The organism is Nocardioides immobilis, assembly GCF_003515065.1.
Lineage (GTDB): Bacteria > Actinomycetota > Actinomycetes > Propionibacteriales > Nocardioidaceae > Nocardioides > Nocardioides immobilis.
The window spans coordinates 99,950-112,670 of sequence record NZ_QXGH01000012.1; the positions used below are offsets into that span (position 1 = coordinate 99,950).

A 12,721-nucleotide genomic window follows, 5' to 3' on the forward strand; every position below is an offset into this window, starting at 1 on the left:
CGATCTCCGGTCCGAAGATCTCTTGCCGGCTGGTCGCTGAGTGCCAGGATGGCCCCATGTCCGCGCTGAGAACCCTGGGCCGTGTGACCGGATGGACGTGCATCGCGATCGGCGGCGTCCAGCTCGTCGGCGGGCTGCGCGGTGAGCCCGGCATGACCGGCGATGCGACGACGGACTCCCATGTTCGCTTCATGGGGCCCGTCTTCGCCGGCTACGGGCTGGGTTGGCTGGACGCGGCGGCGCCCGCCGAGCCGGACCTGGACCGGATGCGGGTCCTCGCCGGGCTCATGGCCGTCGGGGGCATCGGGCGGCTGGCGACCCGCGCCACCTTGGGCCGGCCGCACCGCTTCCACGACCTGCTGCTCGGCATCGAGCTCGCCGCTCCGGTCGTGGTGGAGGCATTGGGCCGGCGCGAGCGAACGGCTCAGTAGCCGGTCTCCGTCGCTGACCGCACCGTTCGGGACTCCGGGAATCTGAGCTCACAGGCTCAGCCCAGGGCTTGCCCTCGTAGGTGCCGGAGTCGGGCGGCCGAGCTCACGTGGCCGCCCGTGATCGCCTTCTCGAGCGCCCGGTCGATGAGCTTCCCCGCCTCCTCGTCGCCTCGACGGACAGCGAGCTCGCACTGGGCCAGCCGCGCTTCGTAGAGCGTCAGTCCCGATCCGACGGCGAGAGCGTCCTCCACGTGGCGCGACGCGCCTGCCCAGTCGTCTCGGCCCAGCGACACCAGGGCCAGCCGTGCCCCTGCCCAGGAACGGAACCAGAACATGCTCCCGCTGATCGCGATGCATTCCTCAAAGGCCTCGGTCGCGGCGTCTGGATCATCGAGGGCATGTCGGCACAGACCAATCGCACACAATGTCGCGGCGGTCCAGCCGCGGTGGGCGATTCGGCGCGCGATAGCGAGCCCTTCCTGGGCTGCTTCAAGCCCTTCATCTGGGCGACCGCACGCCACCAGCGCCTCGGCGTAGTGCCAGCGAGCCATCGCTTCGCCATCTGCGTAACCGAGTTTGCGTGCGAGGTCGAGCGCCGCGCCGACCTCGGAAAGTCCCTCCTCCGGCCGTCCGGCGAAGAGCAGACCGTGTCCGCGGGTTGAGCGCGGGGTGACCACCCGGAGCAGGTTTCCACTGTCGGTGAACAGTCTCGCGGCGCGGTCGAACTGGGCGATGCCGGCGTTGATGTCGCCGTCGACGAAGGTGGCCATGGCCCTGGCATCAAGGATGTCGGCCATGCCGGCTGCGTCGCCGTTCGCGGTGAAGAGCTCCAGCGCCTCGTCGAGTCGCGCCTCGGTCCGCTCACGGCCGTTGAGGCTCATGTCGACCAGTGCTCGCACGTAGAGAGCGCGCGCCCGGGCGCCGGGGTCGTCTTGGGCCTCGGCGAGGGCCAGGTCGGCCAGCTCTGCGGCATGCAGAAGGTCCTCGGCGCCGAGCGACAGCTGCGCCAGACGGGTCAACAGCCGCGACCGGGTGGGCCGGGAGGTGGTGAGCGCGAGGGCGGCCCGGAGGTCCTCGCGTGCGGGTCCGGGGTCGCCCCGGCGAGCCCGGGTCTCACCGCGCACCTCCAGCAGGGGTGCGCGTCTCTCTCCTTCGGGTTCGAGGGCCAGCCCCTCGTCGGCGAGCTGCTGGGCCTCGGTGTTCGCGAAGAGGTCGAGCCGTGCTCGCGCCGCCGCTGAGTACGCCGAAGCAGCGGCCGCCTTGTCGCCGGCGCCGGCGAGGTGCCTGGCGCGTTCGTCGAGGGGGCCGTCAGTGCGCTCCAGCGCGTTCGCAAGCTGCTGGTGCAGCCGGGCGCGCTCGACGGCGGGCAGCCGGTCGCGGATGGTCTCAGCGACCATGTCGTGGTCGACCCGGAAACCCTCGGAGTCGTGGCGGACCAGATGGTGGCGGGCCAGGTCGCGCACCACCTTCGTCGCGCCCTCGGTAGGGATGCGTGTCGCCGCAGTCAACAGCCGTAGCGGCGCGGGGCGGCCGAGGAGCGCAAGCGACGCGGAGAGTTCGCGACCTTCGGGTCGTTGGCGTTCGAGCTGTCGCCAGATCGCGGCGCGCTGTCCAGCGTGGGCGAGCTCACGGACCCGTGCGGACGCGGGCTCCGCGATGGTGTCCCAACCACCGGCCGCCTTCGCGCGCAGCGAGCCCTCGCGCTCGAGCTCGCGTGCCACCTGCACGACGGCGAAGGGCGAGCCGTCGGTGTGCTCGGCCAACGCCGAGGCCACCGTCGGTGATGAGACCAGACCCTGGAGCGCATCGGCGTCAAGCGGGCCGAGCGGCACCTCCACCGGTCGGCTCTCGGCGAGGTCTGACAGGAACTGCGCGACGGTGGAGTCCTCTTCGACCTCCTCGGGACGGTAGGCCAGCACTATCCCGACGTCGGCAGTGCGACCGACCAGCACGGCGAGCGCCTGCAGGCTGCTGGAGTCCGCCCACTGCAGGTCGTCGACCAGCACGAGCGATGGCGCCGTCGACTCGAGTAGTCGGACCGCACCGCGCAAGATGAGCGCGCGGCGCGACTGCGGGTCGACGGGCGGACCGGCCGCGGCCAGGTCGGGCAGCAGATCGGTCAGGGCGGCCAGTGTCGTGGCATCAAGGGTCTGTCCAGTCTCGATCGCGGTCACGGAAGGCGATCGCAGGAGCGACCGTGCCAGGCTCCACGGTTCCTCGCGCTCCGGGAGCAGGCACCGTGCCAGCACGGTGGTCCGGTCGCTCCGGTCGCTGACCGCGTCGAGGAGACGGGACTTGCCACCGCCCGATCGTGCCGACACCAGGGCGACGCGACCCTCTCGGCCTGCGGCCAACAGCTCCTCGAGCTCACCTTCCCGACCGACGAGCGGGAGCAGGTCCACCGGCGAGGATGACGCCGTGGCGGTGGCGGGTGCCCGCAAGGTGCCGCGCAGCAGGTGCTCATAGAGGCCGGTCGCCTCCGCTGACGGATCGATGCCCAGCTCGTCGGCGAGCATTCGCCGGAGGTCGAGATATGCCGCCACGGCGGCCGCCTGGTCGCCGGCCGCGGCGTAGGCGCGCATGAGCAGGACACGGGACGCCTCACGCAAGGGCTGACGGGTGACTGCGTCCGCCGCCAAGGCAACGGCTTCGCGCGGCCTGTCCATCGACAACAGCGCGGCCGCCGCCACCTCCAGAGCGTCTTGGTGGAGACGCTCGAACCGGTCGCGATAGGGACGGGCCCAGTCGGCGTACGCGTCCTCGGGTAGCGGGTCGTCCCACAGCCGCAGAGCCGCGGCCGCCGCCTCGAAAGCTGCGGAGTGGTCCGCCCGCGCCATCGCGGCAGATGCCTCTGCGACATGTGCCTGGAACTGCTCGGCGTCGACGACGATGTCCGGCCCGGAGCGGAGCTGGTAGCCGCCGCCCTCGGTCACGATCGCGGCGGGTTGTCCGAGCGCGCGACGGGCACGGTTCACGATGACGTTGAGGTTGGTCGCGGGATCCGCCGGGAGCTGCTCCCCCCACAGAGCCTCGATCAGCGCGTCGCGTGAGGCCACCCGGCCACGCTGGACGGCAAGGATCCGGACCAGCGTGCGCACCCGCCGTCCGCCGAACGCGGTGGTGTCAACCTCAACGCCATCACGGCGAACGGTGAACCTTCCCAGCAGGTTGACCTCCACGGGGAACATCGTGCCCCTCGCCGCTATCCGGCCGCTACGGCCGTGCTACCGACGGGGCTGAGTCTGGGCTGGTCCAAGAAACCACACCCACGGAGGACCACCATGACCATCGACGAAGACCGGCTCAACGAGTTCGTCGGCCGGTTCGCCGGCGACCTAGGAGCAGTGCTCCATGCCTCCACCGTCCTCCTCGGCGACCGGCTCGGGCTGTACGTCGCGATGGGCGACAGCCGGCCGGTGACCCCCACGCAGCTCGCCGAGAGGACCGGTTACCCCGAGCGCTACCTGGCCGAGTGGCTCGCTGCCCAGGCCGCGAGCGGCTACGCGGAGTACGACGCGGCAACCCAGGAGTTCCGGCTGACCGAAGAGCAGGCGTTCGCGCTGACCAGCCCCGACAACCCGATCTTCGCGCCCGGCGGACTGCAGGTCGGAGCCTCGACGATCGCCGACGTCGACCTGATCGCCGAGGCGTTCCGCACCGGTCGCGGGGTCGGCTGGGGAGAGCACGACCACAACCTGTTCGACGGCACTGACCGGTTCTTCCGGCCGAACTACATCGGCAACCTGGTCGACGCGTGGCTTCCCGCCCTGGACGGTGTCGTCGCCGAGCTCGAGACCGGCGCCCGGGTCGCCGACGTCGGCTGCGGCTACGGCTCGTCGACGATCCTCATGGCGAAGGCCTTCCCGAACGCGACGTTCGTCGGGAGTGACGTGCACGCGCCGTCCATCGAGGCGGCCCGCAAAGCGGCGTCCGAGGCCGGAGTAGCAGACCGGTGCACGTTCGAGGTCGCCACCGCGAGCAACTACTCGGGCAGCAGCTACGACCTCGTGACGTTCTTCGACTGCCTCCACGACATGGGCGACCCGGTCGGCGTGGCGGCGTACGTTCGATCCACCCTGGCCGATGACGGGACCTGGCTGCTCGTGGAGCCGAACGCCGCCGACCGCCTGGAGGACAACCTCAACCCGGTGGGCCGCATCTTCTACTCGGCCTCCACGATGCTCTGCGTGCCGAACTCGCGCAGCCAGGAGGTCGGGCTCGCGCTCGGGGCCCAGGCCGGCGAGGCACGGACCAGGCAGGTCACGCAGGAGGGCGGGTTCACCCGGTTCCGGCGCGCCGCAGAGACGCCGTTCAACGCCGTCTACGAGGTCCGGCCCTGAATCTCGGCCGGTTCGGCAGCTGCCCGTCGATGCATCAACCACTCATCCACACCCACGCAGGAGTCAGCATGACCAATCCCGTCGAGACTTTCGATGCTTCGACCGCCGTCCTGGAGGACATCTCCGGCGACTACAGCATCGACCCCGCACACACGCGCCTCGGGTTCGTCGCCCGGCACGCCATGGTGACCAAGGTCCGCGGCGCCTTCACCGAGGTTTCCGGCACCGCCCACGTCGACACGGTCGACCCGAGCAGGTCCTCGGTCTCGATCGCGATCGTGGCGAACAGCATCACCACCGGCCAGCAGCAGCGCGACGACCACCTCCGCTCGGGGGACTTCCTCGACAGCGAGCAGTACCCGGAGATCACCTTCGTCTCGACCTCGGTTGATCGCGACGGCGACGAGTGGACGATCGCCGGCGACCTGACGATCATGGGCCTCACCCAACCGGTCACTGTGCCCTTCGAGTTCACCGGCTCCGCCAAGGATCCGTTCGGCAACGTTCGGATCGGCTTCGAGGGCGCGGCCGCCATCTACCGCAAGGACTGGGGCCTGACCTGGAACGCCGCGCTCGAGAGCGGCGGCGTCCTCGTGTCGGACAAGGTCATGCTCGAGTTCGACGTCTCCGCGATCAAGGGCGGCGCCTGACCAGGCAGCCGACAGGCATCCCTGCTTTCCTGGTGGGAGATCATGGTTTCGTGAACCGTCTTGGCGCTGCGACGAGCCCGTACCTGCTGCAGCACGAGGACAATCCCGTGGACTGGTGGGAGTGGGGCCCGGACGCGTTCGCTGAGGCGCGGGAGCGCAACGTGCCGGTGCTGCTGAGCGTCGGGTACGCCGCCTGCCACTGGTGCCACGTGCAGGATCCCCGTGCGGATCGCGGCGGCGTCGCCGCATAACCGCTGGTCAGAGGCATATTTCGTGCCGCGCGAGTTCATCGAGTGCCGCCGTTGGACACGGGTTCCGCGGCTTCGTGTATCACTTCCGCGGTGCTTTAGAACGGTTGTGCAGGCGGTGCTTGCACCATTCGCCCGAGCTGACGGGCGGCGCTGAGGCTGTCGCTTGAAGTGGCGCGACGTTGCTTATTTGCAACAGGAGTACTCACCAGCCTCGTTCGGCGAAGAGCTTCATCAGGTTCCGCTTGCGCCTGTGCTCGGTCGCGAGCCCGGCGACGTAGGACGCGAACTCGTCGCCCCGTCCGGCCGCTGGCATCAGGCGGCCGATCCGCTCGATCAGGGCGACCGCGTTGGCGTAGGACGGGTTGCTCATCGCGGCGATCTCGCGGGTTACCTCCTCGCGCCATAGTGGGATGGCGTCGTCGGGGTGATCGTCCTCGCGGCGTCGGGCGAGCTCCAGCCACTGGTCCCTTCGGCACCCGCCGGCGATGGCCTCTGCCCACGCCTGGTCGACTTCGCCGTCGAGGAGCAGGATCGCCACCAGGAGGGAGCGGTCGCGCTGGTTGTTGGTGTGCTTCCGCAGTAGCGCGAGCGCGCGGTCGTGCCGCTCCGGCCACAGCCCGGTGCGCTCCGCGTGCTCCTTCAGCCGCCGGTAGGTCTCCACACCCGGCGATTCCTCGAAGGCGCGCCACACCACGGCGACCGCGTCGTCGGATCGGCCGACCCGGTGATGCTCCTGCGCGACGAGCTCAACCAGTCGGTGATCGTGGTAGCCGTGGAGTGACAGGCCCATCAGAGCCCAGTCGAGCGCCTCGTCGTGACGCGTCGCGCCTTGCAGTGCCTCGGCGATCTTGACGAACTGGTAGGCCGAGGACTGGTCGTGTGCCAGCACCTCCACGACCGTGTCGACGTCGCCAGAGAGGTCCGCGAGCGAGAGCATGATCAGGGTCAGGTGGAAGCGACCCGAGGACCAGGTGTGCTCGGAGTCACCGGGGCCGAGTGGGGAGAGTTCGTCCCACTCAGCCTGTGCCAGTCGTCGGTACTCGGCCAGGCCCACCTCGCCGAGCACGTCGGCGTAGGTCTCCAGCGCGCCGTAGAACACCTCCAGGTCGCCGCCGTGACGCTCGCGCTCGTACAACTTGTGGGCCAGCGTGATCGGTTCTGGCCGTGCCTGCTCGCAGGCGGTGAGGTGCAGATCTCGGAGCTGTTCGGCCACCAGTGACATCCCGCCGTCGGAGTCGTCGATGAAGCCCAGCGCTTCTTCGGCCAAATCGGCGGCGTACTCGCTCAATGCCATCACGTCCTCGGAGTGCCCCTCGTCGAGGAGAAGCTGCAGTTCGTTGAGCACAGACCTGATGCCGGTCGTGTAGTCGTACGCCTCTCGGTAGTCGACGTAGCCATCGGTCTCGAACGCCGCGGCGAGTGCTTGCCGGTACGACGTCAGGTCCGGGCGCCCGCCGCTCTTGCTCGCGGCAGCCGCGCGGAGCCGGGCGTCGAAGAGGTCATCCGCAGCAGCACGCTCCAGCAGCATGTCGACCAGTGCCTGGTGGTCGAGGTCGGCGACGTAGTCGGCCAGATTCACCTCGTCGGTGTTGCCGTCACCGTGCTCGGGCTCGACAGAGCCGGCTGCCACCAGCCCTACCGCGACCGCGTGCTTGCAGAATCGCTCTTCCCGGCCGACCGGGCAGGTGCAAGCCCATGCAGCCTCCTCGTCCTCGATCCAGAGTCGGACCTGGTACGACGCGGAGCCCCGCACCTTCGCGTCGACCTGCTCACTCGTCGCCTTCAGCCTGTGGACCCGCCCGTCGAGCGCGTAGTCATGCCCTCGCTCGAAGGTGCGCCGTCCAGCCAGCGACTCGAGCTCGCGCCGGGAGAACATCCGCCGGAACGTGCGGTTGGGTTGCTCAGGCATTGACCGACTCCACGAGGTGCTCACGGCGCGCAAGGCTATTGGGGGCCTCGCTCCGGCAGCTGTTGATGTCGTGGTCGGTTGCCGGCCGACCGACGGCGAAGCCGGGATCCGTGAGGAGTCACACCGATTTGCGGATCGGGGAATCCGAGGCTGAGGTAGCCCGGCGCGCGTTTGCTGAGCGCGGCGGCGAGCACCGGTACGTCGATGTCGTGGTAGTCGTGGACCTCGGCCGTCTGTTTGCCCGGGTAGGCGCGGAGGATGCGGCCGGCGTACTGGACGAGGCGTCCCTTGAACGAGACCGGGCCTGCCAGGAACAGCGTGTCGAGTGCGGGACAGTCGAAGCCTTCTCCGACGAAGTGGCCCGTCGCGACCACAAGCAGCGGCGAATGGGAAGCGGATGGGTTGAGCCGCCCGATGGCTGCGGCGCGCTGCTTGGCGCCCATGCCGCCCTTGAGGAGGACCGGGTCCAGCCCTCGCTCGGCGAGTGCCGCGGCGAGGTGGTCGACGTGGCCGGTTCGCTGGGCGAGGACAAGGCAGTGCCGGCCGCGACCGAGTGCCTCCACCACATCGTTGAGGATCTGCGCGTTGCGTGCCTCGTCTTCGGCCAGCGCGCGGTGGACGCCTGCGATGGCCCCCGGGATGGACAGATCGACCGGGTCGTCCAGCCGGAACGAGGTGGCGTGGACAACGAGCACGGGGCGGGGTCGGTCAGTATCGGCGCCTTCAAGGGTGTCGGGGTCGGCGTGAGTGAAGGTGTGGCGGACCGGGCCGAGTTGGAAGCCGATCAGGTCATCGAGGCCGTCGCGCCGGTAAGGCGTGGCGGTGAGCCCGACCCAGTAGCGCGCGGGGATCGCGCGGACCGCGGTCTCGAACGCTGCTGCCGGGACGTGGTGACACTCATCGACGATGACCTGGCCGTAGGCGCCGAGCTTGTCGGCGAGGTCGGTTCGGCGGGCGAGTGTCTGCAAGGTGGCGACATCGACGATGCCGGTGAGCTTGGATCGGCCGCCGCCGAGCTGCCCCGGTTTGTGGCCGAGGAGGTTGGTGATCTCGCGGCGCCACTGGTCGGCGAGCGTCTTGCGGTCAACCAGCACGAGCGTGGAAACGGTTCGCTGGGCGATGACGGCACAGGCCATGACGGTCTTCCCAGAGCCGGGCGGAGCGACCAAGAGTCCCAGCTCGTGTGGCAGCACCGCCTCGACTGCTTCCTGCTGCTGTGGCCTGAGATCGAATGTCGGCGAAAGGTCCAAAGGATCTCCCGTGACTCGCTGATCGTCGACCTCTACCTTGCTGCCGGCTCCCTCGATGAGTCGCGTCGCCGTGTCGCGTAGCCCGCGCGGGAGGACGAGGTGGTCGTCGAGCGTCTCGTCGTAAGAGGTGATGATGCGCGGGACGTTCCACGTCGATTGGCGGCGGCGCTGGCGGTCGTAGAACTCCGGGTTGTACGTAGACGCTGCGTGCTTCAACGTCGCATAAAGTGAGGGGCTCAGCTCCGAGCCGGGAATCCGCACCGTGCCGTCAAGGCTCAGATGAACGATCGGTGCCGGATTCGGCTGGGTCTTGGTCGACCGGGCGGGCTGGGCCCGGTCGACGCGTGCCCCGACCGTCGGCTCCCGGAGCGCCGAGGCGAGCTTCGTTACCTGCTTCGGGGTAAGGCGCTCCAAGGTGGAGAGGTACTCCCACTGGTCCTCGAACGGCTCCAGCGTGGCCAGGTCGAGAAAGACCGTGGTGCCTAGCTTTCGTGACTTGCCGTGGAGCGGGGCCGCGATCAGGTTGCCGGGTCCTTGCCCGGGCAGCACGTCCTGGGAGGGGAAGAGCCGGTCGTAACAGCGCAGGTCCATCCGGCCACGGATCGCGATGGCCTCGCGAACCAGCGCAGTGCCGAGTTGGCGTGCGGTCGCTGCCGGCACGGGATCTGTGAAGAAGATCCACACGTGCGCGCCGATCCCGGAGCGGGACACTTCCAGTGCGGCTGGCGCGCCCACGCCTCGTGCGGCCTTCAGGTAGGCGAGCGCGTCGAGCATCGCGGCTTGTCCGTCGAAGTCGGCGGCGAGCCAGCAGGTCTGGTCGCCGGCAAGCATCGGATACAGGCCGATGTGGACGTCGCCGGTCAGATGCGCGGCGAGGACCTCGGGCGTCAGCGGCAGGTGTCGTATGTCGGAGGCAGAGCGTCCCTTGCGCCAGCCGCCCTCGACGGCGGGCATCCATCCCGACTTGCTGGTGCGGGCGTTCTCCCAGCGCACGGCGTAGACGTCACGTCGTGCGCCGAACAATGAGGCATAGAACTCAAGCTTCGCCTGTGAAGACGACCGAGCATCCACCGGGCCCGGCGCTTTGTCGAACCATGCTGTCTGGGTGCCTTGGGCTGGGGCAACCTCGGCGTCGGTGAGCTTGAGGAGTCTGCGTAGGCGCGCGTTCTCGGTCCGTAGGCTCTCCAACTCGGCTTGCAGGTCGGTCACGGTGTCAATCCTCCCGGTTCAGAACCGCGGGCCCCGTCGCCGATCACGCCAAGGCCGACAGCAGGTCCTGTGCGAGGAAGCTGACCGAAGCCGAAACAGTGTCTGGCTGGCCGACTCCTTCCTCGGCGCGACCGGCCATCGTGGCGCCGAGGGCATCTGCGCTTGCGAAGAGTTGCTCCAAGTAGCCCAGCGCCTGGGTTGTGGCCACTTGGGAGATCTCGTCGGCGTGTAGCCGCTGCATGGTCTCGGCGAGATCTGGGGTCTCCGTCGCAACCAGCAGTCGGTAGATGTCGTGTGCGTCCTTGTCGTTGAGACGGGCTGGAGTGTCGACCCGTTCGCCGAGCTTGTGGAGCTTCGCCACGAGCAGTGCCGCCGGACCCGCGACGTTGATCACGGCGCTCCGGCCGTCGCCATCGAGCGACTCGACGCTCATGGGCGACCGGTCGATGATCGCCGCCTCAAGTCCGGCCGCGCGGCGTGCCGAATGCTTGTCGTGGGGCGGGATGCGGACGCCGCGTCGGCTGCCGGAGCCAGCGAGGTGCTCGGGGACCATAAGATCCACGGGTACTCCGTTGGGCGACATCCAGGCACCGGGCTGTCGGCTGACCGGGTTGAGGATGAAGCCTGCTTTGGTCATCGCTTCTTCGAGACGCGGATCCTCGCCGAGCTTCCGTGGATCGATCGCCAGGTCGGTGTCCTTGGTGGCCTCGGCCAGCGCGAAGGTGGCGCTGCCGGTGCGCAGGTAGATCGCCTGAGCGCCGATGAGGGTCACCGAGTCCTTCTGCGCTTCGAGAGCTGCGACCGCGTCGAGCAGAGCCGCGCGAGCTTCAACGATCAAATTGCCGGCGCCAGGCATCCGGGTTCTCCTTCATCCAGTCCAACAGGTAATCGCCCTCGGCGGGGTTTCGGCCCGGGCCGCCAAGGAGGTCGGCGACTGCCTGGCTGGGAGCAACGATGGTGATGCCTCTCCAGGTCGACGTGCGCTCGAAGACCACCGGGGAGCGCGGCGCCGCGAGGATGACATTGGCACCGGCCTCCACAGGGCGCAGCCCAAGGTCCGACGCGAGCCTCGGTGGATCGTCCGCGTAGATGAGCCCCAAACGGGCTTCCGCGTATGAGGCATAGGGCTGGGTGGCTATGGAGCCACTCACTGCGTAGCCACGCGATGGTGTCTGCTTGCCGAGCTTCTCGACGAGGCTGTCAAGCCCGCGCGGTTCGAGGAAGCCACGCGTCGTACTCGTGTCCAGGTATCGAGCGTCTTGGCTCCACCGCCGCAGCACCTCGGGCCAGTCGACATCCGAGATCGGCCCGCGTTCGCCGCGGGTCAGCAGCCCTTCGCTGACGAGGTAGTCGCTGAGGCGGTAGGCCGCGCCGAGCGATGCGCCAGCCAGGTCGGCGAGATCAGCGACGGAGTACGGCGGGGCGAAGTCAACCAGCGCACGCACGAGCCGGGCTGCAGGAAGGCCCTTCAGGCTGGTCGTCGGGCGTCCGGGACCGCGCCACGGATCAGCGCTCGCCCCTCGATCGGACAGCAGGATCAGCGGGTCGTCCGATGTGAGATACAGGTTTCCTGTTGCGTCGGCGTAGGCGATGCCCCGTTCTTGCAACACCCGCTGCTGCTGGAGGCTGAGGTAGCGAGCGACCAGCATCGGCTGCATCCGGGCCGAATTGGCGGACCTGGCGCCCTGTAGGGCAAGAAGCTGATTGATGGCGGGGAGCAGGTTGTTCGAAGCCAGGGCGCGTTTGGCTTCGACGACGTACGTCAGCACCGTCTGCCCTTCTCGCATGAGAGAGAGCCGTGAGTCGGGGCGGCGGGAAGCGTTGGTGGAGCTATCCAGTCCGCCGACCTGGGTCTTCGCCTGGACGGTCCAGCCCGTTGGGAGTGCGGCTTGGATCCGCGCAGCCGCCGTCAGCAGGACGTCCGCCTCGCTCTTGGGCTCACTTCCGTACCCTTCGGGGGGCAAGTTGAGCGTGCGCTGAACTCCAGCCATTTCTCGATAATAGCCGAGTTCCGCACATCGCGGAAGATCGCTATTTTCGAGAAGTTCGCACACATGCGTCACGCCGAACGGCGCCGTCGTTTGGGCTGGGGAAGCAGGTCGGTGACGGGCGGGGGCTCCCGGTCTGGCGCGGTGAGCGCCTCCAGCGCCGCCTCAGCCAGCGCCACGCGCTTCTCCTCCCACGCCAGTAGCTGGTCGAGGGGCCAGCGGTCCGGGTTGGTCATCACCGGAGGGGACACGAGCTCGCGGTCCTTGAGGTTCTGGCAGTCCTTCGTCTTGCCCCAGCCGTTGCGAGCCATCACCTCGCTCGCGTTGAGGAAGACGTGCCGCGGGTTGTCCATGGCTGTCACACCGCCTTCGGTCGACCGACTGCTGCCCGAGGTCGAACGCACCGGGGAGCTCCCGCCGGCCCGCCGGTGGTGCCGAATGGCTTCGTGGGCTACACCCACCGACCGGGTGACTTGGCTGACGAAGTGGTCAAGGCCGGCCTGCATCTCGATGATCTGGTCGGTGTGGAAGGTCTGCCGCTGGCCGCGACCGACATGCAGAGCCGGATCGGCGAGCCAGCTGCTTGGGATGTCCTCTCGACGCGGCACGAGCCATCGAACGGGTTCCAGAGTCGTTGGGTCTCAGCCCGCGCCTGATCCTCACGGCATCGTGAGGGACCATCCAGCGCCGCTC

Annotated in this window: 10 protein-coding genes and 1 pseudogene; 5 read left to right on the forward strand and 6 right to left on the reverse strand. The window is 68.9% G+C overall.

Annotation, left to right across the window (positions count from 1 at the left end):
• Nucleotides 1-56 precede the first annotated feature (56 nt).
• Complete coding sequence (locus D0Z08_RS07820; protein ID WP_182481220.1) at nucleotides 57-431, forward strand: DUF4345 domain-containing protein; 375 nt, start codon at nucleotides 57-59, stop codon at nucleotides 429-431.
• Nucleotides 432-487: 56 nt separating this feature from the next.
• On the opposite strand, the gene D0Z08_RS07825 is transcribed toward D0Z08_RS07820, so the two are convergent.
• On the reverse strand, nucleotides 488-3,610 hold the full coding sequence (locus D0Z08_RS07825) for an ATP-binding protein (protein WP_182481221.1): 3,123 nt from the start codon (nucleotides 3,608-3,610) through the stop codon (nucleotides 488-490).
• Nucleotides 3,611-3,712: 102 nt separating this feature from the next.
• Here D0Z08_RS07825 and D0Z08_RS07830 point away from each other — a divergent pair, with 102 nt between their 5' ends.
• From D0Z08_RS07830 to D0Z08_RS07840, 3 genes and pseudogenes are all read left to right on the forward strand, one after another.
• A complete protein-coding gene (locus tag D0Z08_RS07830; RefSeq protein ID WP_118924374.1) occupies nucleotides 3,713-4,771 on the forward strand; it encodes a class I SAM-dependent methyltransferase in 1,059 nt (352 codons plus the stop codon).
• 68 nt (nucleotides 4,772-4,839) lie between these two features.
• Complete coding sequence (locus D0Z08_RS07835) at nucleotides 4,840-5,421, forward strand: YceI family protein (RefSeq protein ID WP_118924376.1); 582 nt, start codon at nucleotides 4,840-4,842, stop codon at nucleotides 5,419-5,421.
• 50 nt (nucleotides 5,422-5,471) lie between these two features.
• Nucleotides 5,472-5,633: pseudogene (locus D0Z08_RS07840) on the forward strand (DUF255 domain-containing protein); the annotation flags it as partial.
• A 241-nt stretch (nucleotides 5,634-5,874) separates the two neighbouring features.
• Here D0Z08_RS07840 and D0Z08_RS07845 read toward each other — a convergent pair.
• The 5 genes from D0Z08_RS07845 to D0Z08_RS07865 form a co-directional block, all read right to left on the reverse strand.
• Nucleotides 5,875-7,581, reverse strand: a complete 1,707-nt coding sequence (locus tag D0Z08_RS07845) for an SWIM zinc finger family protein (protein WP_118924380.1) — start codon at nucleotides 7,579-7,581, stop codon at nucleotides 5,875-5,877.
• Nucleotides 7,582-7,616: 35 nt separating this feature from the next.
• The gene (locus D0Z08_RS07850) at nucleotides 7,617-10,040 is read right to left on the reverse strand and encodes a DEAD/DEAH box helicase (protein ID WP_118924382.1); all 2,424 of its coding nucleotides are present in this window, start codon (nucleotides 10,038-10,040) and stop codon (nucleotides 7,617-7,619) included.
• A 43-nt stretch (nucleotides 10,041-10,083) separates the two neighbouring features.
• A complete protein-coding gene (locus D0Z08_RS07855; protein ID WP_118924384.1) occupies nucleotides 10,084-10,896 on the reverse strand; it encodes a GSU2403 family nucleotidyltransferase fold protein in 813 nt (270 codons plus the stop codon).
• Complete coding sequence (locus D0Z08_RS07860) at nucleotides 10,868-12,031, reverse strand: hypothetical protein (RefSeq protein ID WP_118924385.1); 1,164 nt, start codon at nucleotides 12,029-12,031, stop codon at nucleotides 10,868-10,870. The genes D0Z08_RS07855 and D0Z08_RS07860 overlap by 29 nt, the downstream gene beginning before the upstream one ends.
• Before the next feature lie 68 nt (nucleotides 12,032-12,099).
• Complete coding sequence (locus D0Z08_RS07865; protein ID WP_118924713.1) at nucleotides 12,100-12,381, reverse strand: hypothetical protein; 282 nt, start codon at nucleotides 12,379-12,381, stop codon at nucleotides 12,100-12,102.
• Nucleotides 12,382-12,474: 93 nt separating this feature from the next.
• Here D0Z08_RS07865 and D0Z08_RS31630 point away from each other — a divergent pair, with 93 nt between their 5' ends.
• Nucleotides 12,475-12,684 (forward strand): hypothetical protein, encoded by a 210-nt coding sequence (locus tag D0Z08_RS31630; RefSeq protein ID WP_147381362.1) that lies wholly within the window; start codon nucleotides 12,475-12,477, stop codon nucleotides 12,682-12,684.
• Nucleotides 12,685-12,721: the final 37 nt, after the last annotated feature.